The organism is Mesorhizobium sp. M0292 (genome assembly GCF_040321695.1).
In the GTDB taxonomy this organism is placed as follows: domain Bacteria; phylum Pseudomonadota; class Alphaproteobacteria; order Rhizobiales; family Rhizobiaceae; genus Mesorhizobium.
Map to the genome: position 1 here is coordinate 33,563 of NZ_JAMYSB010000015.1, position 20,121 is coordinate 53,683.

Sequence of the window (20,121 nt, forward strand, 5' to 3'; positions counted from 1 at the left end):
GCCCCGTCAACCCTTCATCTGGTTCACGTCTTCGACCGCGATCGAGCCGCGGTTGCGGAAGAAGACGACGAGAATGGCAAGACCGATGGCCGCTTCGGCGGCCGCGACCGTCAGCACGAACAGGGCAAACACCTGGCCGACGAGATCGCCCAATGCCGCCGAGAAGGCGACGAAATTGATGTTGACCGCCAAAAGGATCAGCTCGATCGACATCAGGATGACGATGATGTTCCTGCGGTTCAGGAAGATGCCGAACACGCCGAGCGTGAACAGGATCGCCGATACGGTCAGGTAATGTGCGATGCCGACGACCATCTCAGAGCCCCTCGCCCGACTTGACCTTGCGGATTTCCATGCCTGTCGCCGGCGTGCGGCCGACCTGGGCGGCGATCGACTGCCGCTTGACCCCTTCCTTGTGGCGCAGCGTCAGCACGATGGCGCCAATCATGGCGACCAGCAGGATGAGGCCCGAAATCTGGAAGTAGTAGAGGTAGTCCGTATAGAGGATGTCGCCGAGTGCTGCGGTGTTTGTCCGCGCGGCAAGATCCGGGATGGGTTTGGAGACCGTCGAGGCCAGTTGCGGCGCGAAGGTGTAGCCGCCGAGCACCACGATCAGCTCGGCCGCCAGGATCAGCCCGACCAGCGCGCCGATCGGCGCATATTGCAGGGCGCCTTCCTTCATCTCGGCGAAGTCGACATCGAGCATCATGACGACGAACAGGAACAGCACCATGACCGCGCCGACATAGACGACGAGCAGGATCATCGCCAGGAACTCGGCGCCGGTCAGCATGAACAGGCCGGCGGCGTTAAAGAAGGTCAGGATCAGGAACAGCACGGAATGCACGGGGTTGCGCGACGAAATGACCATGAAGGCCGACGCCACCGCGACAAAGGCGAAGAGGTAGAAAAAGGCCGCCTCTAGTCCACTCAGCATTGGGGATCCCCCGGGTTCCTGTCCAAACAGGACATCCGTCCTGTTTGATTTCTGCGACCGCCTCAGGCCGGCAAGTTGCGTTGTCCTTAGACGAGGGCCCTCGCCCCGTCCATGCGTCAAATGTCAGCGGTAAGGCGAGTCCAGCGAGATGTTGCGCGCCAGTTCGCGCTCCCAGCGGTCGCCATTCGCCAGCAGCCTGTCCTTGTCGTAGTAAAGCTCTTCGCGCGTCTCCGTCGCGAACTCGAAATTCGGCCCCTCGACGATGGCGTCGACCGGGCAGGCTTCCTGGCAGAAGCCGCAATAGATGCACTTCACCATGTCGATGTCGTAGCGCACGGTGCGGCGCGTGCCGTCATTGCGGCGCGGGCCGGCCTCGATGGTGATCGCCTGCGCCGGACAGATCGCTTCGCACAATTTGCAGGCGATGCAGCGTTCCTCGCCATTGGGATAGCGGCGCAGCGCGTGCTCGCCACGGAAGCGCGGGCTGGTCGGCCCTTTCTCGTGCGGATAGTTGATCGTTTCCTTCGGCGCGAAGAACTGGCGCATCGACAGGAAGAAGGCGCTGACGAAATCCTGCAGCAGCAGCGATTTTGCGGCCTGGCCAAAAGCGGACATCACGCAAACCCCGTGATTTTGAGGAAGGCCGCGGTGGCAACGACCATGAACAGGGAGATCGGCAGGAACACTTTCCAGCCCAGCCGCATCAGCTGGTCGTAGCGGTAGCGCGGCACGAAGGCCTTCACCATCGAGAACATGAAGAACATCAGGCAGATCTTGAGCACGAACCAGATCACGCCGGGCACCCAGGTGAAGGGGGCGAAGTCGAAGGGCGGCAGCCAGCCGCCGAGGAACAGGATGGTGGCCAACGCGCACATCATCACCACGGCGACGTATTCGCCGAGGAAGAACAACAGGAACGGCGTCGAGGAGTATTCGACCATATGGCCGGCGACGAGTTCCGACTCGGCTTCCACCAGGTCGAAGGGCGGGCGGTTGGTCTCGGCCAGCGCCGAGATGAAGAAAATGACGAACATCGGGAACAGCGCCAGCCAGTGCCAGTCGAGGAAGCTGTTGGGCAGGCCAAGCTTGGTGCCCAGCCCATCCTGCTGCGACAGCACGATGTCCGACAGGTTGAGCGAGCCGACGCAGAGCAGCACGGTGACGATGACGAAGCCGATCGAGACTTCGTAGGACACCATCTGCGCCGCCGAGCGCAGCGCGCCGAGGAACGGGTATTTCGAGTTGGACGCCCAGCCGCCCATGATCACGCCATAGACCTCGAGCGAGGAGATGGCGAAGACGTAGAGGATGCCGACATTGACGTTGGCGATCCCCCAGCCGGCATTGACGGGAATGACCGCCCAGGCCGAGATTGCCAGCACGGCCGACACCAGCGGCGCCAGCAGGAACACGCCCTTGTTGGCGCCGGACGGAATGACCGGTTCCTTGAAGACGAATTTTAGCAGATCGGCGAAAGCCTGCAGCGTGCCCCACGGGCCGACGACGTTCGGGCCGCGGCGCAATTGCACCGCCGCCCAGATCTTGCGGTCGGCGTAAAGCAGGTAGGCAACCCCGATCAGCAAAACGACGATCAGCACGACCGACTTTAAAAGGATGATCAGCGTCGGCAGCACGTAGAAGGAGAAGAAGGTGTCCATGTCTACTCTGCCGCCTGCCTGAAGCCGTTTTTCGCCAGCGCCGAGCATTCCGCCATGACGGCGGAGGCCCGCGCAATCGGGTTGGTCAGATAGAAATCCGTGACCGGCGAGGTGAAAGTGCCCTTGTTCAGCCGCCCGCCGAGCTTCGCCACCCTAGCGACGTCATAGGCATTGCCGGCTTCGACATGATCGATGCGGGCGAGATGCGGGTATTCGCCATAGAGTTTGGCGCGCAACTGCTGCAGCGAATCGAAGGGTAGTTTCTTGCCCAGCACATCGGACAATGCCCTCAGGATCGCCCAGTCTTCGCGCGCGTCGCCCGGCGCGAAGCCCGCGCGGTTGGTCTGCTGCACGCGTCCCTCGGTGTTGACATAGGTGCCGGACTTTTCGGTGTAGGCGGCTCCCGGCAGGATGACATTGGCGCGGTGCGCACCGGCGTCGCCATGCGTGCCGACATAGACGACGAAGGCGCCGCCGGTCTTGGACATGTCGATCTCGTCGGCGCCGAGCAGGAACAGAACCTCGCTCTCCCCCAGCATGCCGGCAACGTTCTTGCCGCCCTTGCCAGGCACGAAGCCGACATCGAGACCGCCGACGCGCGCGGCCGCAGTGTGCAGCACGGCAAAGCCGTTCCAGTCGGCGCGGGCAGCGTTGACGGCGGTGGCGAGTTTCGCCGCCTGGCCGAGCACCGCCGCGCCGTCGGCACGCGACAGCGCGCCCTGGCCGACGATGATCAGCGGATGCGTCGCCTTCTTCAGCACCTGGAAGAACTTCCCGTTGCCGTCGGCCAGGTCTTTCAGCGACTCCGGGCCGGCGCCGAGCTGTTCGTAGTCGTAACGCGTGTCGCCGACCTCGCCGATGACGCCGACCGGCAGATTGCTGATCCGCCAGCGCTTGCGGATGCGGGCATTGAGCACCGAGGCCTCGAAGCGCGGATTGGCGCCGATGATCAGCACCGCGTCGGCCTGCTCGATGCCCTCGATGGTGGGGTTGAAGATGTAGCTGGCGCGGCCGAGCGCGGGATCGAGTGCGGCGCCGTCCTGGCGGCAATCGGTGTTCTTCGAGCCCAACGCAGCCATAAGCTGCTTCAGCGCGTAGATTTCCTCGACGGCGGCAAGATCGCCCGCAATTGCGCCGATTTTCTCGGGCGCAGCATTCGACACCCCATCCCTGATCGCAACGAACGCTTCGGCCCAGCTGGCCGGCGCCAACTTTCCGTCCTTGCGGACATAGGGGCGGTCGAGGCGCTGCGTGCGCAATCCGTCCCAGATGAAGCGGGTCTTGTCGGAAATCCACTCCTCGTTGACCGCCTCATTGACGCGCGGCAGGATGCGCATCACCTCGCGGCCGCGGCTGTCGACGCGGATTGCCGAGCCGACGGCGTCCATGACGTCGATGGATTCTGTCTTGGTCAGCTCCCACGGCCGTGCCTGAAAGGCGAAAGGCTTGGAGGTCAGCGCGCCGACCGGGCAGAGGTCGATGACATTGCCCTGCAGCTCCGAGGTCATGGCGCTTTCGAGATAGGTGGTGATCTCGGCATCCTCGCCGCGGCCGATCAGGCCAAGCTCGGAAATGCCCGCAACTTCCGTGGTGAAGCGAACGCAGCGCGTGCAGTGGATGCAGCGGTTCATAACCGTCTTGACCAATGGGCCGATATACTTGTCTTCGACCGCGCGCTTGTTCTCGTGATAGCGCGAGGAATCGACGCCGAAGGCCATCGCCTGGTCCTGCAGGTCGCATTCGCCGCCCTGGTCGCAGATCGGGCAATCCAGCGGATGGTTGATCAAAAGGAATTCCATCACGCCTTCGCGGGCCTTCTTGACCATCGGCGTGTTGGTGAAGATTTCAGGCGCCTCGCCGTTGGGTCCCGGACGCAGGTCGCGCACATTCATGGCGCAGGAGGCCTGCGGTTTGGGCGGCCCGCCCTTCACCTCGATCAGGCACATGCGGCAATTGCCGGCGATCGACAGCCGCTCATGGAAGCAGAAGCGCGGCACTTCCGCACCGGCGTCCTCGGCCGCCTGCAGCAGCGTGTAGTGGTCGGGTACAGTGATCTCTTTCCCGTCGACCTTGAGCTTTGCCATCAATTGCCCCCGGCGGTCTGCGCCGTCTCATATGCCTGAAACAGATCGCTCAGCCTGATGCCATTGATCATCATGCCGGCGACTTCAGCGTTTTCTATCTTCAAATTGCTCATATTCACATTGCTGAAAAACGCGTTCGAGAGGTTCGCGTCCTCCACCACGGCCGCCGACAGGTCGACGTTGTGAAACTGCGTGTTCGACAGGTTCACATCGTCAAATCTGGAGTTGCTGACGATGGCATTGCGCACATCGAGAACATCGCTCCTGTCGTGGATCTCCATGCCTGCCACCCCTACTTCTTCGCCTTGGCAGCCAGCGTCAGCGCCGCGGCCTGGCGGGTCCACTCGTCGCGGCCGATACGGCCGGTGAGCGACAGGTAGTCCTCGACCCAGGCGATCTCTTCCGGCGCCCAGGCGGCGATCTGGGCAAAGGTCCAGATGCCGAGGCCGTTCAGCACCTTTTCCAGCTTCGGCCCAACGCCGGTGATCGCCTTGAGATCCGACGGCTTGGCCGGACGAGCCACGGCCTTGGGCTGTCTGAAATCCTCCGGCATCAATCCGATCGTCGCGCCTTCGGCGACGGCATCGGTCTTCTCCGGCTCGGCGTCTACGGTGCGAGCGGCAATATCGGTCACGTCCTGGGCAAAAGTCTGCGCCTCGGCGATCAGGGTTCTGGTCGCCGCGCGCGCCTTGCTGGCCGGCGCGGTCTCGGAGAACTCTTGGCTGCGCTGCTCGAAATCGTCGATGATCGGCTGGAAAATCCGCTGCGATGCCTCGGCAGCACCCGACAAGGCGCCTAGCCACACGCCAAAGGCATGGTTGGCAAGGCCGAAGCCCAGCGCCGACATGGCGGCGGCACCCGCGACAGGATGCGCGAGAAGTTTGACGGCGCTGGCCATCTCCTTCGGCATCATCCTTGTCAAATCCTGGTTCATCTTCTCAAGCTGGTCCAAATTGGGCATCAAAGGGTTCGAATAGGGCGCCATAGACATCTCCTGGTCGTTTCTTCGTCAGCCCCGCCCCTATATTTCCGTCCGGGGCTTGCGCCCGATTTCAATCTACTCAGCAGCCACCATCACCGGTTCGGCCCGGTGCGCGTTGCGCGAAAACTCGTCGATGCGCCGCTCCACCTCGCCGCGGAAATGCCGCATCAGGCCCTGGATCGGCCATGCCGCGGCATCGCCCAGCGCGCAGATCGTATGACCCTCCACCTGTTTGGTGACGTCGAGCAGCATGTCGATCTCGCGCTTCTGCGCCTCGCCGCGCACCAGCCGCTCCATCACCCGCCACATCCAGCCGGTGCCTTCGCGGCATGGCGTGCACTGGCCGCAGCTCTCATGCTTGTAGAAATAGGAAAGCCTGGCGATCGCCTTCACGATATCGGTCGATTTGTCCATGACGATGACAGCCGCCGTGCCGAGGCCGGATTTCAGGTCGCGCAAAGCATCGAAATCCATCGGCGCATCGATGATCTGCTCGGCCGGCACCAGCGGCACCGAAGCGCCGCCCGGAATGACCGCCAGGAGATTGTCCCAGCCGCCGCGAATGCCGCCGCAATGGGTTTCGATCAGCTCGCGGAACGGGATCGACATCGCCTCTTCGACGGTGCACGGATTGTTGACGTGGCCCGAGATGCAAAACAGCTTGGTGCCGACATTGTTGGGCCGGCCGAAGGACGAGAACCAGGCCGCGCCGCGGCGCAAAATGGTCGGCGCCACCGCGATGGACTCGACATTGTTCACGGTTGTCGGACAACCGTACAAGCCGACATTGGCTGGGAATGGCGGCTTCAGCCGGGGCTGGCCCTTCTTGCCTTCGAGGCTTTCGAGCAGCGCTGTTTCCTCGCCGCAGATGTAGGCGCCGGCGCCGTGGTGCATGTAGATGTCGAAATCGTATCCGGACGTGTTGTTCTTGCCGATCAGCCTGGCCTCGTAGGCCTCGTCGATGGCGCGCTGCAGCGCTTCGCGCTCGCGGATGAACTCGCCGCGCACATAGATGTAGGCGGCGACCGCGCCCATGGCGAAGCCGGCGATGAACGAGCCCTCGACCAGCGTGTGCGGATCGTTGCGCAGGATATCGCGGTCCTTGCACGTGCCGGGCTCGGATTCGTCGGCGTTGACAACGAGATAGCTCGGCCTTCCGTCGCTCTGCTTGGGCATGAACGACCATTTCAGCCCGGTCGGGAAACCGGCGCCGCCACGGCCGCGCAGGCCTGACGCCTTCATCTCGTTGACGATCCACTCGCGCCCCTTGGCGATGATGCCTGGCGTGTTGTCCCAGGCGCCGCGCGCCATGGCGCCGGCCAGCGACTTATCGAACAGGCCGTAGATGTTGTTGAAGATGCGGTCTTTGTCAGCCAGCATGACTTACCTCTTTCCCCGCAAGACGATCGAGAACCACACCAGCACGCCCATGCCGGTCGCGGCCATCGATTCCAGGGTATCCGAAAACGGCAATTCGACGAGGCGCCGAAGCCCCTCCAGAAGGATGTTGGCAGCAGCGATGCAGACAACGCCGATGACAATGCTGCGCAGCGTCAGCAAAGATCCGGTGCTTTGCGCTTCAGCCATCAACGTGGCTCCTTGCCGAAGACGCGGATGTATTCGGCGACGCCGCCCTTGGCGAGCGCCTTGGCCTGCTTGCCCCAGTCGTCGCGCTCGATGCGGCCCTGGAAAGCGAGATATCCATCCACCCAGTCGCGCTCGGCCTTATTCCAGGATGCGACCTGTGTGAAGGTGAAGATGCCAAGCGAATGAAGGATGCCCTCGATCTTCGGGCCAATGCCCGAGATCAGCTTGAGATCGTCGACCGCAGCCGGCCTGTCGATTCCGGCCGGACGGTTCTTGTCCTCGAGCGACGGCTTTGCGGGCCTGGCTGCCGGCGCCTTGACGGCCGGGGCCACCGCGGCCTTGACCGCTGGCGCCTTGAATTCCGGCGCAGTGAAGGCAGTTGCCGGCGTGGCGGTGGTCTTCGGGCCATTACGCTGCTTGGCGACCTTCTCGACTTCAGGCGCCGCGGTGTTGGCGTTGGCGGCCGAATGCAGGGGCGCCGGGACGCTCGCCGCTTTTTCCGCCGCCGGTGCAACCTTGGCCCTGGAGGGCGACTTCAACGCCGAGCTGGTTTCCGGCGCATCGGTCTTCGGCTTGCCGGCGTTGGATGGCGCCACCGGGGCGGCCGCTGCAGGAGCGGCAGGCGCCGGAACAGGCGCTGCAATGATCGCGTCGGGCGCCGCGTGGGCAGCCTTGCTCGCCGCCCTGGCTTCCTTGTCGCGCGTCGCTTTGAGGATCGCCTTTTCGCTCTTCAGCGTCGTCAGGCCAGGCGCCGGCTCCGAGCCGGTTCTGCCATTTTGCGGTCCCGTGGGAACCGAGGCGCCCTTGCCTGCATCATAAAGATCGATGATTTCGGCCAGCCGCTCAGGCGTCAGATCCTCGAACGTATCCTTGAAGACCATCACCATCGGCGCGTTGACGCAGGCGCCGAGGCATTCGACCTCCTCCCACGACAGCGTGCCCTTGTCGTTGGTGTGGAACTGGTCGTGATGGATTTTCGAGCGGCACACATCCATCAGCGCTTCCGAGCCGCGCAGCATGCAGGGCGTGGTGCCGCAGACCTGGATATGCGCGCGCGTGCCGACCGGATTGAGCTGGTACTGCGTGTAGAAGGTCGCGACTTCGAGCCCGCGAATGCGCGGCATGCCGAGCATGTCCGAAATCGTCTCGATCGCCGCCTTGGTGACCCAGCCTTCCTGCTCCTGCGCAATCATCAGCAAGGGAATGATCGCCGACTGCTCGCGGCCCTTCGGATATTTCTTGATCCATTGCTTCGCAACCGCCGCATTCGCCCGGTTGAAGGCGAAGGTGGCTGGCTGGACGCTTGCTTCTGCGAGACGGCGGACTGACATTTAGCGATCGACCTCACCAAACACGATGTCGAGGGAACCCAGGACGGCAGTGACGTCGGCCAGCATGTGGCCACGGCAGAGGAAATCCATGGCTTGCAGATGCGCGAAGCCGGGCGCGCGCAGCTTGCAGCGGTAGGGCTTGTTGGTGCCGTCGGAGACGAGATAGACGCCGAACTCCCCCTTCGGCGCCTCGACCGCGGCATAGACCTCGCCGGCCGGCACGCGGTAACCCTCAGTATAGAGCTTGAAATGATGGATCAGCGCTTCCATCGAGCGCTTCATCGCCTGGCGCTTGGGCGGCACCACCTTGCCGTCGAGGTTCGACACCGGCCCGGTGCTCTCCTTGCCGAGCAGAAGGTCGACGCACTGACGCATGATCTTGGCCGACTGGCGCATTTCTTCCATGCGCACGAGATAACGGTCGTAGCAGTCGCCGTTCTTGCCGATCGGGATGTCGAAATCCATCTCGGAATAGCATTCATAGGGCTGCGACTTGCGCAAATCCCAGGCAGCACCCGAGCCGCGCACCATGACGCCGGAAAAACCCCAGGCCCAGGCGTCGGCAAGCGACACGATACCGATATCGACATTGCGTTGCTTGAAGATGCGGTTGCCGGTAAGCAGCTTGTCGAGGTCGTCAAGCGACTTCAGGAACGGGTCGATCCACTTGCCGATGTCGTCGACCAGCTTCGCCGGCAGATCCTGGTGCACACCGCCCGGACGGAAATAGGCCGCGTGCATGCGCGAACCGGAAGCGCGCTCATAAAACACCATCAGCTTTTCGCGTTCGACGAAACCCCACAGCGGCGGCGTCAGCGCGCCGATATCCAGCGCCTGCGTCGTCACATTGAGGATGTGCGACATGATGCGGCTGAGCTCGGAATAGAGCACGCGGATCAGCTGGCCGCGCCTCGGCACTTCGATGCCGAGCAACCGCTCGGTGGCGAGCGCGAAGGCATGCTCCTGGTTCATCGGTGCGCAATAGTCGAGCCGGTCGAGATAGGGCACGGCCTGCAGATAGGTCTTGTGCTCGATCAGCTTTTCGGTGCCGCGATGCAGCAAGCCGATATGCGGATCGACGCGGTCGACCACCTCGCCGTCAAGCTCCAGCACAAGACGCAAAACACCGTGTGCCGCAGGGTGCTGCGGTCCGAAGTTGATGTTAAAGTTGCGGACGGAGTGCTCGGTCATGCTAGATTCCAAGCCTTTCCTTGGCTGACGGCGTCAGTTCCATGAAGCGGACCGTCTGCGGCCCGGCCACATATTCTTTTGCTCTCTGCTCGCATTGCTCAATGGTCTCGTTGGAAGGCTGGAGATCGGCCAGCTCTCCAGCATCGCGCAAGGCGTTCAAAATCTGGTCCAATTCAATCTGCATCGCAGGCTTGATACGAAATATCGTCGGGCAGTTCTTCACCGTGTCGTTCGCCACGACAGCTCGCGCCGCCGAATAGCAATCCACTCCAGCTACTTTGCAGTCGTTCGCAAAAGCATTCTGCAAGCCGGCACAGCAAAACAGGCTTAGTAGCGCTACGCGGATCATCGCCACGCCGCCGCCCCTACTGTTTCGCCTTCTCATCGCCCGGCAGGACGTAGTCCGTCCCTTCCCATGGCGAGAGAAAATCGAAGTTCCTGAATTCCTGCTTCAATTCCACCGGCTCGTAGATCACGCGCTTGGCTTCGTCGTCGTAGCGCACCTCGACGAAACCTGTCAGCGGGAAGTCCTTGCGCAGGGGATGGCCCTCGAAGCCGTAATCCGTGAGGATGCGGCGCAGGTCCGGATGGCCGGAGAACAGCACGCCATAGAGATCGTAGGCTTCGCGCTCATACCAGTCGGCGCCGGGATAGACAGCGGTGAGCGACGGCACCAGCGTCTCTTCGTCGGCCTGCACCTTGATGCGGATGCGCAAATTCTGCTTCGGCGACAGCAGATGATAGACGACATCGAAACGCTTGACGCGCGACGGGTAGTCGGCGCCGCAGATATCGATGATCGAAATGAACTGGCAACCCGAATCGTCACGCAGGAAGCTTGTCACCTCGATCAGATTGTCTGTAGCAACCGAGATCGTCAGTTCGCCATAGGCAAGCACTGCATCGGTGACGCGGCCCGGCAGCTTTTCGCCGAGATAGGTCGACAGTTCGCTCAGGGATGCGGCCATGGGTCTACCGTTCGATCGTGCCGGTGCGGCGGATCTTCTTCTGCAGGAGAAGAATGCCGTAGAGCAGCGCTTCGGCGCTTGGCGGGCAGCCGGGCACATAGATGTCGACCGGCACGATGCGGTCGCAGCCGCGCACCACCGAATAGGAATAGTGATAATAGCCGCCGCCATTGGCGCAGGAACCCATCGAGATGACGTAGCGCGGCTCCGGCATCTGGTCGTAGACCTTGCGCAAAGCGGGGGCCATCTTGTTGGTCAGCGTTCCCGCCACGATCATGATGTCCGACTGGCGCGGCGACGCGCGAGGAGCCACGCCAAACCGCTCCGAATCATAGCGCGGCATCGAGGTGTGGATCATCTCGACGGCACAGCAGGCGAGACCGAAGGTCATGAACATCAGCGAGCCGCTGCGCGCCCAGGTGATCAGCGCCTCGGTCGAGGTGACCAGAAAACCCTTGTCGGCCAGTTCATTGTTGATCTCGAGGAAGAACGGATCGTCGGAACCGACCGGACGTCCGGTATTGGGGTCGATCAGGCCTCTGGGCTTCGGCGCGACGAGCGTTCCGGAACTGTCGTTCAATCCCATTCCAGCGCTCCTTTTTTCCACTCATAGGCAAAGCCGATGGTCAGCACCCCCAAAAACACCATCATCGACCAGAAACCGAGCATGCCGATCTTCGAGAACGACACCGCCCACGGAAACAGGAAGGCCACTTCCAGATCGAAGATGATGAACAGGATCGACACCAGGTAGAAGCGGATGTCGAATTTCATCCGGGCATCGTCGAACGAGTTGAACCCGCACTCGTAGGCGGAAAGCTTCTCCGGATCGGGATTGCGATAAGCCACCAGAAACGGCGCGATGATAAGCGCCAAGCCTACAACCGCGGCCACGGCGATGAAGAGGACGATGGGCAGGTATGAACTGAGGAGTACGTTCATGCTCGGCTTTCCGTTGGCGGCCAATCCACTTTGATTACAGCAACCAACCCTAATGCGGAAGCGCGACAGTTTAACCGCTGAACCGTTTTAGGTGCCTTTGCTGCAACGCGGCGAGGGTTAGCGCACGGCTTTCAGCGAAGCAAGTCAAACCTTGTTCAAAAGACAGTGCTGGACGGCAGGCCGGGAAAAACTGGTCCGATCTCCTCCTGTTTGGTTTCCTTCATCTTTCACTCCACTTTTGTCTCCTGACACATCTCCCGCCATTTGCCTGCTAGCATGACCGGAATCGCCGGCTAAAGTCGGGAAAATGGTTCGAGGCAAGACACTTTGACGAAGGACAAAATCTCACTCCCGACGGCCAGGCGCATCGCGCTCGCCGCGCAAGGATTTCTCGATCCGCGCCCGGGCGGCACGCCCGATCGCCGCCACCTCGCCCGCGTGCTGTCGCGCACCGGCTTGCTGCAGATCGATTCCGTCAGCGCGGTGGTGCGCGCCCACTATATGCCGCTCTATTCGCGGCTTGGCCCCTACCCGCTGGCTTTGCTCGACAATGCGGCCATCACCCGCAAACGCACGGTGTTCGAATACTGGGCGCATGAGGCCTCGTTCCTGCCGGTCGAGACCTACCCACTGATGCGCTGGCGCATGCAGCGCGCTGAAAGCGGCGACGAAATGTATCTGGGCCTCGCCAAATGGGGCCGCGAGCACGCCGCCTATATCGAAGAGATCTACCGCGCGGTCGCCGAGCGCGGCCCGATTGCCGCTTCGGCACTGGAGGGCCAGAAAGGTTCGGGCGGCTGGTGGGGCTGGAGCCACGCCAAGCACGCCTTCGAATGGCTCTTCTGGGCCGGACGCATCACCACGGCGCACCGCCGTGGCTTCGAGCGTTTCTACGACCTGCCCGAGCGCGTGCTGCCGCAGGCGATCCTCGACCTGCCGGTGCCGGCGGCCGAGGACGCGCACCGCGAATTGCTGCGCATTTCCGCCCGCGCCCACGGCATCGCGACGTCGGGTGACCTGCGCGATTATTTCCGCTTGTCGCCAGCCGACATGAAGGGCCGGTTGGAGGAACTGGTTGAGATGGGCGAGTTGCTGCCGGTAAACGTCGAAGGCTGGGACAAGCCGGCTTACCTCTATAAGGACGCCCGTCTGCCGCGAAAGATCGAGGCCCGCGCGCTACTGGCGCCCTTCGATCCGGTGGTCTTCGAGCGCTCGCGCACCGAGCGCCTGTTCGATTTCCACTACCGCATCGAGATCTACACGCCGGCCGAAAAGCGCCAATATGGCTACTACGTGCTGCCCTTCCTGCTCGGCGACCGGATCGTCGCCCGCGTCGATCTCAAGGCCGACCGGCCTGCGAGTGTCTTACGCGTCCACGCCGCCTACGCCGAAGCAGGCGCACCGCCTGAGACAGCTGCAGAGTTGTTCGAGGAATTGAAGCAGATGCAGGGCTGGCTCGGCCTTGAGCGCGTCGAAGTAACGCCGGCCGGCAATTTGGGGAAGCCTTTGGCCGACATCGCCATGTCGTAGCCGTGCGTTGACACAACTCCCCGCAACAGCCTAAATCCGTTCCAGACGGTCCCCTGCCCGCAACGGCAAGGGCCAAGAGGGAATGCGGTACGGGACGAAAATCCCAAATCCGCGGCTGTCCCCGCAACTGTAAGCGACGAGCCAAGGCCGAAAGCCACTGGGTAACACCGGGAAGGCGGCTAACCAAGGCGATGACCCGCGAGCCAGGAGACCTGCCGTCTGAGACAAAGTATCCGATCGCCTGGCGGGTTTCCGGGCAAGGAGCACGGTTTTTGGACCAGAACAGCAGTTTTTCGGCTGGCACAGCGGATGTTTCGTCTGCCAATAGCGGCGCGTTGGCTGGCGTGACCGTCATCGTCTGCGCCTCATGCCGCGATGAAACCGGCTCAGACGCTCACCCCCGCGCCGGCGAACTGCTGGCCGACGACACGCGCCTCGCCGCAGCCGATGACAACATCCGCGTCCGCACCGCCGAATGTCTCGGCAATTGCAAGCGCCGCCTCAGCGCCGCGATTCTGCGTGATGGCTGCTGGAGCTATGTCTTCGGCGATCTGGCCCCAACCAGCGGCGCCGACCTCGTCACCGGCGCAAAGCTCTTCGCGACTTCGACCGACGGTCTCATCCCGTGGCGCGGCCGGCCCGATAGCCTCAAGCGCGGCCTCGTTGCCCGCATCCCACCCCTCGATATGCTGAAGGACTGACGATGAACGTTTCAAACCCGACCGGCAATCTCTCCCGTGTTCCCTGCACCGTCGTCACCGGCTTTCTCGGTGCCGGCAAGACGACGCTGGTCCGCCATCTCCTGGAAAACGCCGGGGGCAAGCGCATTGCCATCATTGTCAACGAGTTCGGCGACATCGGCATCGACGGCGAGATTCTCAAAGGGTGCGGCATCGACACTTGCCCCGAGGAAAACATCGTCGAACTGGCCAATGGCTGCATCTGCTGTACAGTCGCCGACGATTTCGTGCCCGCCCTCGACAAGGTCCTCGCGCTGACACCGAAGGTTGACCACATCCTGATCGAGACCTCGGGCCTGGCTCTGCCCAAGCCGCTGGTCCAGGCGTTCCAGTGGCCGAGCGTGAAGAGCCGGGTAACCGTCGACGGTGTCATCGCCGTGGTAGACGGCCCGGCGCTGGCCGAAGGCCGCGTCGCCAACGACATGGACGCTTTGCAGGCACAGCGCGCTCAGGACGAGACGCTCGACCACGACGATCCGGTCGAAGAAGTCTTCGAGGACCAGATCGCCTGCGCCGACCTGATCATCCTGTCGAAGAGCGATTTGATGGATTCAGCCGGTTCGGCCCGCGCCAACGCCATCATCAATGAACATTCCGCCCGCGCCGTGAAGATCGTGCCGACCGCACATGGCAAGGTCGATCCCTCGGTGCTGCTCGGCCTCGGCCTCGCCGTCGAGGACGACATCGAGAACCGCAAATCGCACCATGACGGCGCCTTCGATCACGAGCATGACGATTTCGACACCTTCATCGTCGACATCCCCTCCATCACCAATCCGGACGAACTGGCCAGGCGTGTCGCTACGGTGGCCGAGGAAGAGAATGTGCTGCGCGTCAAAGGCTTCGTCGATGTCGGCGGCAAGCCGATGCGCCTTTTGCTGCAGGCCGTCGGCCCACGCGTCAACCACTACTATGACCGCGCCTGGACGGCCGAGGACGATCGCCGCTCGCGTCTTGTCGTCATCGGCCTGAAGGGGCTGAACCGCCCGGCGATCGAGCGTATACTCGCCGGCTGATCTCAGGCACGAGCCGCGATGCACATACTCACCACGACCTCCGCGTCGCTCGACGATCTCGCCGAGCCAGTTGATCTCCGGCAGACGCCGGCGGATATCGTGGCGCTGTCCTTCACGGACAGCGACCTCGCCGGCCTCGCGGCGGCCTGGAAGGCCGATGCCGTCCGCCTGCCGTCGATGCGGCTGGCGGCGCTGCGCGACCTGCGCCATCCCATGTCCGTGGACCTCTGGTTCGACAGCGTCGCCCGCCACGCCAAGGTGATTTTGGTGCGCATCCTCGGCGGCTACGACTGGTGGCGCTATGGCTGCGACCAGCTTGCCGCGACTGCCCGTGCGAACGGCATCAAGCTGGCGCTGCTGCCTGGTGAAAGCCACGACGAGGATCTCAGGCTGATCGAAGCCTCGACGCTGCCGCGCGAGGAGTTGGACGGCCTGCTTGGTTATTTCCGCGAGGGTGGCCCGGAGAATATGACGGCGCTGGTGCAGCGGCTAGCGGGGTTGGCTGGGTCCGATGTGGCGGCGGCTGAGCCGGTCAGCGTGCCGAAAGCTGGCTACTACGAGCCAGGCTGCGGCGTCGTAGGCAAGTTGGATTTTGCCGATGTCGGCGTTCCTTCACACCCCCCTCTGTCCTGCCGGACATCTCCCCCGCAAGGGGGGAGATCAGCCGGCGCGGACCTCGGCACTTTTTCTGCCCAGCCGATAATAGATTCCTCTGCAACATCCCCGATCGGCGAAAGCGTCGATGACAGCGCAATCTCCCCCCTTGCGGGGGAGATGTCCGGCAGGACAGAGGGGGGTGGGCGGGAACTCGGCGCAGACAACATCAACCCTCCCATCATCCCCATCCTCTTCTACCGCTCGATGCTGCTGGCCGCCGATGTCGCGCCAATCGATGCCCTCTTTGATGCACTCCGCCAGCGCGGCATGAGACCGATCCCGATCTTCGTCTCCAGCCTCAAAGACCCGACCTCCCTGGCCTTCGTCGAAACTGCTCTGGCCGCGCTCAACCCCGCCGCCATCATCACCGCAACCGCCTTCGCCTCCGGCGCCGAACCCGGCGTCCAAACCCTGTTCGACCGCGCCGGCGTGCCTGTCTTCCAGGTCATCGTCGCCACCACCCGCCGCGACGTCTGGGACAACAACCAGCGCGGCCTGGCGCCCGCCGACCTCGCCATGCATGTCGTGCTGCCCGAACTCGACGGCCGCATCCTCGCCGGCGCGATTTCCTTCAAGGGCGAGAGCGAGACCGACCCGGCGCTCGGCCACCGCGCCTTCGCCAACCGCCCGGAACCGGATCGCGTGGCGCAAGTGGCGGACAGGCTAGCGGCGTTCACACGGTTGCAGCAGACGCCCCGCGCGACGCGTAAGTTGGCGATCCTCATTCCGGACTATCCGAGCGCGCCCGGCCGCACTGGCTATGCAGTGGGCCTGGATGTGCCGTCCAGCGTGCTGGCCATGCTGCATGACCTGAAGGAGCAGGGCTATCGCGTTGACGGGATTCCAGAAACGCCGCGTGCGCTGCTGGACGCGTTGGAGCGGAGCGATGGTGGGCTGGGGCTGGATGAGTATCTGGACTTCTCAAAGGATTTGCCGGCTGAGGCACTGGCTGCAGTCGAGGCGGCATGGGGTGCTCCTTCACGCTCCCCCTTGTGGGGAGGGTCGGTTCGCGACATTCGCGAAGCGGATGGCGCGAAACGGGGTGGGGGTAGCGGTGCACCACCCGGCCCTGCGGGCCACCCTCCCCACAAGGGGGAGGGTAAGAGCGGCTTCCCCTTCCGCGCCGCCACCTTCGGCAACATCACTGTCGCTCTCGCCCCCGACCGTGGCCGCTCGGCCGACCGGCGCGCCGATTACCACGACCCGACGCTGCCGCCGCGCCACGATCTGCTGGCCTTCGGCCTGTGGCTGCGCAAATCGCTCCGCATCCATGCTCTCATCCATGTCGGCGCCCATGGCACGCTGGAATGGCTGCCCGGCAAGACGGTAGCGCTCTCACAAAACTGCTTCCCCGAGATCGTCACCGGCTCGCTGCCCGTCATCTATCCCTTCATCGTCTCCAATCCCGGCGAGGCGGCGCAAGCCAAGCGGCGCATAGCAGCCGTCACGCTTGGCCATCTGCCGCCACCACTGGCAGCTGCTGGCCTTGATGAAGAGCAGCACAAGCTCGAGCGCCTCGTCGACGAATACGCCCAGGCCGACGGCCTCGACCGCCGCCGGCGCGATCGTCTGGCCAAGCTGATCGTCGACACCGCGCAGAAGACCGGCATCGCCTCCGAAGCCGGCGTCGCCAAAACCGACGCGCCCGACGAGGCGCTGCGCCGCATCGACGCCTGGCTCTGCGACCTCAAGGATTTCGCCATCAAGGACGGCCTGCACATCTATGGCCGCGCTCCCGACGACGAGCCCGACGCCATGCGCGTGCAAAGCGCGGAGGCCGAGAAAGCAGCACTTCTTGCCGCGCTCGACGGCCGTCACATCAAGGCGGGTCCGGCGGGCGCACCGGCGCGTGGCCGCTCCGACGTGCTGCCCACCGGCCGCAACCTGTTCACCTCCGACCCGCGCACCATGCCGACGCCGACCGCCTACGATCTGGGAAAGGCGGCGGCAGAAGAAGTCGTGCGCGGCTATATGCAGTCGCATGGCGACTGGCCGCGCTCGCTGGTCATCGACCTCTGGGGCTCGGCCTCGCTGCGCACTGGCGGCGAGGAGATCGCGCAAGGCCTGGCGCTGATGGGCTGCCGGCCGCAATGGGACAGTGCCACCGGCCGCATCACCGGCATCGAAGTGCTGCCGCCGGCCACGCTCGGTCGCCCGCGCGTCGATGTCACCTGGCGGATTTCGGGTCTGTTCCGCGACATGTTCCCGACCCAGATCGCGCTGATCGACGCCGCCGCCAACGCCGTAGCCGCGCGCGACGAGGACGATTCGGAAAACCCGCTCGCCGCCAGAACCCGCGCCGATGGCAAGATCGGCCCGCGCATCTTCGGCACCTCGCCCGGCACCTACGGCGCCGGCGTCGAGGACCTGCTGTCCAGCGGCGACTGGGTCGGGCGCGAAGAAATCGGCCGCGCCTATCTCGATGCGACATCGCATGCCTATGGCGGCGCCGAGGGCGAAGGCATTGCCTCCCCCGGCGCTTTCGAGACCCGCATCGCCGAGGCCGATCTGCTCGTCCACACCGGCGACGATCCCGGCCGCGACATTCTCGAGGGCTCCGCCGACGTCGCCTTCATCGGCGGCTTTTCGGCTGCACTTGCGACGCTCGGCCGAAATGCCGACGTCATCGTGCTCGACACCACCGACCCGCACAAGCCGAAGCCGCGCTCGGTCGGCGAGGCTGTGTCGCGGGTTGTGCGGGCGCGAGCCGTCAATGCGCGTTTCATCGCCGGCCAGATGCGGCACGGCCCGCGCGGCGCCTCCGAATTCGCCGAAACGGTCGACCGCCTCATCGGCTTCGCTGAAACCACGCACGCCATTTCAGGCGCGCTGATCGAGGCCGTGCATGATGCCTATGTCGGTGATCCCGATGTCCGCGCCTTCATCCTGCGCGAAAACCCGGCCGCAGCCAAAGTCATCGCCGAACGCTTCCTGTCGGCGCGCCGGCGTGGTCTCTGGCATCCCTTGCGCAACGCGATCGACGACGATCTCGCGGCGTTGATCGCCGAGGCCGAGGCGCTCGGGGTCGCGGCATGAACGCCTTCTCGCGCCGCGGCGCCTGTCCGGCTCTCTCGGCGCCGATGCAGACCGGCGATGGCCTGCTGGTGCGGCTCAACCCGGTTGCTGGAGGGCTTTCCCCCAAGTCGCTGATCGGACTCTGCGAATCCGCCTTGAAGCGCGGCAACGGCATCATGGAAGTGACCGCACGAGGCAGCCTGCAGATACGCGGCCTGACGGCGGAAAGTGCGGTGCTGTTGGCGGCGGAGGTCGATGCACTGGGGATTGCAGTGCGTACCGGCGTGCCGGTCGAGACCGGGCCGCTGGCTGGCATCGATCCGCGGGAGATTGCCGATCCGCGATCTTTGGCTGAGCGGGTCAGGGCTGCGGTCGAGGAAGCTGGGCTGACGCCAAGGCTCGGGCCGAAGGTTTCGGTGGTTGTCGATGGCGGCGGGCAGTTGACGATGGATGGGGTGACGGCCGATGTCAGGCTGAAGGCGGTGCGATTCAGCGCTAGCGTTCTGTGGGCTTTGTCTGTTGCCAGCGATGGCCAAAGCGCGAGGCCGCTTGCGACGGCCGATGAGGATGCAGCGCGCGATATTGCGGTTGCTGTGCTGAGGATGGTTGCCGAGAAGGGGCGTGACGCACATTCTCGGGATTTGTCGGAGAGGCAATTGGCCTCTCTCGCAAGCTGGCATTCCTTCGCACCCCCCTCTGTCCTGCCGGACATCTCCCCCTCAAGGGGGGAGATCAGCAGGGTCGCCGGCGGCTCTCCACTTTCGACGCTGAAAATTGGCGAAATCGCCCACGAAGACGCAATCTCCCCCCAAGCGGGGGAGATGTCCGGCAGGACAGAGGGGGGTGTGCAGGATCGCCGGCCTATCGGTCTTTTCCCCTTATCCAACGACACCACCGCTCTCGGCATAGCCCTCCCCTATGGCAGCATGCCGGCCGAAAAACTCATCGCCCTCGCCCAAAGCGCCCTGTCCCTCGGCGTCGCCGAAATCCGCCTCGCCCCCGGCCGCGCCTTGCTTTTCCTCGGCCAACCATCGTCCGCAAACCACCTCCTGCAAGCCACCGCCACCGCGCTCGGCTTCGTCACCACCGCCGCCGACCCGCGCACCCGCATCGCCGCCTGCCCCGGCACCCCTGCGTGTGCCTCCGGCCGCATCGCCACGCGCGACATCGCCGAGACAATCGCCGCCGAAAACGCTGATATCCTCGACTTCACACTGCACATTTCCGGCTGCGCCAAGGGCTGCGCTCACCCCGGCTCTGCCGCGCTAACAATCGTCGGCGGCGAAAACGGAGCCGGACTTGTCGTGAACGCGACGGCAAAGGCCCTTCCTGCGGGCTACAGGCCGGGCTATGACGCCGCACGCGGCGTCAGTCGCGTCGCGGCGATGGTCCGCAGCGCACGATTTCAGGGCGAAACCGCCGCCGCTTGCCTGACAAGGCTCGGGCCGGCGGCAATCGCCGAAAGCTACCGACAGGAATAAGC

Annotated in this window: 20 protein-coding genes and 1 riboswitch; of the genes, 5 read left to right on the forward strand and 15 right to left on the reverse strand. The window is 64.0% G+C overall.

What is annotated here, in order from left to right; genetic code table 11:
* Window positions 1-6 precede the first annotated feature (6 nt).
* The 15 genes from nuoK to NKI96_RS21820 all read right to left on the reverse strand — a co-directional run bounded on the left by nuoK (window position 7) and on the right by NKI96_RS21820 (window position 11,680).
* The gene (nuoK, locus tag NKI96_RS21750; RefSeq protein WP_023670810.1) at window positions 7-315 is read right to left on the reverse strand and encodes an NADH-quinone oxidoreductase subunit NuoK; all 309 of its coding nucleotides are present in this window, start codon (window positions 313-315) and stop codon (window positions 7-9) included.
* A gap of 1 nt (window position 316) precedes the next feature.
* A complete protein-coding gene (locus NKI96_RS21755; RefSeq protein ID WP_023690957.1) occupies window positions 317-937 on the reverse strand; it encodes an NADH-quinone oxidoreductase subunit J in 621 nt (206 codons plus the stop codon).
* 123 nt (window positions 938-1,060) lie between these two features.
* Window positions 1,061-1,552, reverse strand: a complete 492-nt coding sequence (gene nuoI, locus NKI96_RS21760) for an NADH-quinone oxidoreductase subunit NuoI (protein WP_023685203.1) — start codon at window positions 1,550-1,552, stop codon at window positions 1,061-1,063.
* The gene (nuoH, locus tag NKI96_RS21765; protein WP_023685202.1) at window positions 1,552-2,595 is read right to left on the reverse strand and encodes an NADH-quinone oxidoreductase subunit NuoH; all 1,044 of its coding nucleotides are present in this window, start codon (window positions 2,593-2,595) and stop codon (window positions 1,552-1,554) included. The genes nuoI and nuoH overlap by 1 nt, the downstream gene beginning before the upstream one ends.
* A gap of 2 nt (window positions 2,596-2,597) precedes the next feature.
* A complete protein-coding gene (gene nuoG, locus NKI96_RS21770; protein WP_352806093.1) occupies window positions 2,598-4,679 on the reverse strand; it encodes an NADH-quinone oxidoreductase subunit NuoG in 2,082 nt (693 codons plus the stop codon).
* Window positions 4,679-4,960 carry a pentapeptide repeat-containing protein gene (locus tag NKI96_RS21775; RefSeq protein WP_352806096.1) on the reverse strand — a complete coding sequence of 94 codons (282 nt, stop codon included), beginning with the start codon at window positions 4,958-4,960 and terminating at the stop codon, window positions 4,679-4,681. Before NKI96_RS21775 ends, nuoG begins: the two co-directional genes overlap by 1 nt.
* Before the next feature lie 11 nt (window positions 4,961-4,971).
* Entirely contained in the window at window positions 4,972-5,664 is a 693-nt protein-coding gene (locus tag NKI96_RS21780) for a helix-hairpin-helix domain-containing protein (RefSeq protein ID WP_352806098.1), read from the reverse strand.
* A gap of 72 nt (window positions 5,665-5,736) precedes the next feature.
* A complete protein-coding gene (nuoF, locus tag NKI96_RS21785) occupies window positions 5,737-7,041 on the reverse strand; it encodes an NADH-quinone oxidoreductase subunit NuoF (protein ID WP_023670819.1) in 1,305 nt (434 codons plus the stop codon).
* 3 nt (window positions 7,042-7,044) lie between these two features.
* Window positions 7,045-7,248 (reverse strand): hypothetical protein, encoded by a 204-nt coding sequence (locus tag NKI96_RS21790; RefSeq protein ID WP_023690953.1) that lies wholly within the window; start codon window positions 7,246-7,248, stop codon window positions 7,045-7,047.
* Complete coding sequence (locus NKI96_RS21795) at window positions 7,248-8,579, reverse strand: NADH-quinone oxidoreductase subunit E (protein ID WP_023744666.1); 1,332 nt, start codon at window positions 8,577-8,579, stop codon at window positions 7,248-7,250. The genes NKI96_RS21790 and NKI96_RS21795 overlap by 1 nt, the downstream gene beginning before the upstream one ends.
* Window positions 8,580-9,770: an NADH-quinone oxidoreductase subunit D gene (locus NKI96_RS21800; protein ID WP_023822166.1), complete on the reverse strand. Its 1,191-nt coding sequence runs from the start codon at window positions 9,768-9,770 to the stop codon at window positions 8,580-8,582. It abuts the gene before it with no gap.
* Window position 9,771: 1 nt separating this feature from the next.
* Window positions 9,772-10,125, reverse strand: a complete 354-nt coding sequence (locus tag NKI96_RS21805) for a hypothetical protein (protein ID WP_155921649.1) — start codon at window positions 10,123-10,125, stop codon at window positions 9,772-9,774.
* Window positions 10,126-10,135: 10 nt separating this feature from the next.
* On the reverse strand, window positions 10,136-10,738 hold the full coding sequence (locus NKI96_RS21810) for an NADH-quinone oxidoreductase subunit C (RefSeq protein WP_023670823.1): 603 nt from the start codon (window positions 10,736-10,738) through the stop codon (window positions 10,136-10,138).
* 4 nt (window positions 10,739-10,742) lie between these two features.
* Window positions 10,743-11,324 (reverse strand): NuoB/complex I 20 kDa subunit family protein, encoded by a 582-nt coding sequence (locus NKI96_RS21815; RefSeq protein WP_023822165.1) that lies wholly within the window; start codon window positions 11,322-11,324, stop codon window positions 10,743-10,745.
* Complete coding sequence (locus tag NKI96_RS21820; protein WP_023822164.1) at window positions 11,315-11,680, reverse strand: NADH-quinone oxidoreductase subunit A; 366 nt, start codon at window positions 11,678-11,680, stop codon at window positions 11,315-11,317. Before NKI96_RS21820 ends, NKI96_RS21815 begins: the two co-directional genes overlap by 10 nt.
* Before the next feature lie 327 nt (window positions 11,681-12,007).
* Here NKI96_RS21820 and NKI96_RS21825 point away from each other — a divergent pair, with 327 nt between their 5' ends.
* The 5 genes from NKI96_RS21825 to cobG all read left to right on the forward strand — a co-directional run bounded on the left by NKI96_RS21825 (window position 12,008) and on the right by cobG (window position 20,119).
* Entirely contained in the window at window positions 12,008-13,210 is a 1,203-nt protein-coding gene (locus NKI96_RS21825) for a winged helix-turn-helix domain-containing protein (protein WP_352806102.1), read from the forward strand.
* Between the two features lie 29 nt (window positions 13,211-13,239).
* Window positions 13,240-13,444: riboswitch (cobalamin riboswitch) on the forward strand.
* Between the two features lie 38 nt (window positions 13,445-13,482).
* Entirely contained in the window at window positions 13,483-13,911 is a 429-nt protein-coding gene (locus tag NKI96_RS21830) for a DUF1636 family protein (RefSeq protein ID WP_352806105.1), read from the forward strand.
* 2 nt (window positions 13,912-13,913) lie between these two features.
* On the forward strand, window positions 13,914-14,966 hold the full coding sequence (cobW, locus tag NKI96_RS21835) for a cobalamin biosynthesis protein CobW (RefSeq protein WP_352806107.1): 1,053 nt from the start codon (window positions 13,914-13,916) through the stop codon (window positions 14,964-14,966).
* Window positions 14,967-14,984: 18 nt separating this feature from the next.
* Complete coding sequence (gene cobN / locus NKI96_RS21840; protein ID WP_352806109.1) at window positions 14,985-18,659, forward strand: cobaltochelatase subunit CobN; 3,675 nt, start codon at window positions 14,985-14,987, stop codon at window positions 18,657-18,659.
* Window positions 18,656-20,119: a precorrin-3B synthase gene (gene cobG, locus NKI96_RS21845; RefSeq protein WP_352806111.1), complete on the forward strand. Its 1,464-nt coding sequence runs from the start codon at window positions 18,656-18,658 to the stop codon at window positions 20,117-20,119. Before cobN ends, cobG begins: the two co-directional genes overlap by 4 nt.
* Window positions 20,120-20,121: the final 2 nt, after the last annotated feature.

What these genes read in the sequence shown, in the direction of transcription:
- nuoK (WP_023670810.1), bottom strand. Translation starts at nt 315, where the DNA reads ATGGTCGTCGGCATCGCACATTACCTGACCGTATCGGCGATCCTGTTC.
- NKI96_RS21755 (WP_023690957.1), bottom strand. Translation starts at nt 937, where the DNA reads ATGCTGAGTGGACTAGAGGCGGCCTTTTTCTACCTCTTCGCCTTTGTC.
- nuoI (WP_023685203.1), bottom strand. Translation starts at nt 1,552, where the DNA reads ATGTCCGCTTTTGGCCAGGCCGCAAAATCGCTGCTGCTGCAGGATTTC.
- nuoH (WP_023685202.1), bottom strand. Translation starts at nt 2,595, where the DNA reads ATGGACACCTTCTTCTCCTTCTACGTGCTGCCGACGCTGATCATCCTT.
- nuoG (WP_352806093.1), bottom strand. Translation starts at nt 4,679, where the DNA reads ATGGCAAAGCTCAAGGTCGACGGGAAAGAGATCACTGTACCCGACCAC.
- NKI96_RS21775 (WP_352806096.1), bottom strand. Translation starts at nt 4,960, where the DNA reads ATGGAGATCCACGACAGGAGCGATGTTCTCGATGTGCGCAATGCCATC.
- NKI96_RS21780 (WP_352806098.1), bottom strand. Translation starts at nt 5,664, where the DNA reads ATGGCGCCCTATTCGAACCCTTTGATGCCCAATTTGGACCAGCTTGAG.
- nuoF (WP_023670819.1), bottom strand. Translation starts at nt 7,041, where the DNA reads ATGCTGGCTGACAAAGACCGCATCTTCAACAACATCTACGGCCTGTTC.
- NKI96_RS21790 (WP_023690953.1), bottom strand. Translation starts at nt 7,248, where the DNA reads ATGGCTGAAGCGCAAAGCACCGGATCTTTGCTGACGCTGCGCAGCATT.
- NKI96_RS21795 (WP_023744666.1), bottom strand. Translation starts at nt 8,579, where the DNA reads ATGTCAGTCCGCCGTCTCGCAGAAGCAAGCGTCCAGCCAGCCACCTTC.
- NKI96_RS21800 (WP_023822166.1), bottom strand. Translation starts at nt 9,770, where the DNA reads ATGACCGAGCACTCCGTCCGCAACTTTAACATCAACTTCGGACCGCAG.
- NKI96_RS21810 (WP_023670823.1), bottom strand. Translation starts at nt 10,738, where the DNA reads ATGGCCGCATCCCTGAGCGAACTGTCGACCTATCTCGGCGAAAAGCTG.
- NKI96_RS21815 (WP_023822165.1), bottom strand. Translation starts at nt 11,324, where the DNA reads ATGGGATTGAACGACAGTTCCGGAACGCTCGTCGCGCCGAAGCCCAGA.
- NKI96_RS21820 (WP_023822164.1), bottom strand. Translation starts at nt 11,680, where the DNA reads ATGAACGTACTCCTCAGTTCATACCTGCCCATCGTCCTCTTCATCGCC.
- cobW (WP_352806107.1), top strand. Translation starts at nt 13,914, where the DNA reads ATGAACGTTTCAAACCCGACCGGCAATCTCTCCCGTGTTCCCTGCACC.
- cobN (WP_352806109.1), top strand. Translation starts at nt 14,985, where the DNA reads ATGCACATACTCACCACGACCTCCGCGTCGCTCGACGATCTCGCCGAG.
- cobG (WP_352806111.1), top strand. Translation starts at nt 18,656, where the DNA reads ATGAACGCCTTCTCGCGCCGCGGCGCCTGTCCGGCTCTCTCGGCGCCG.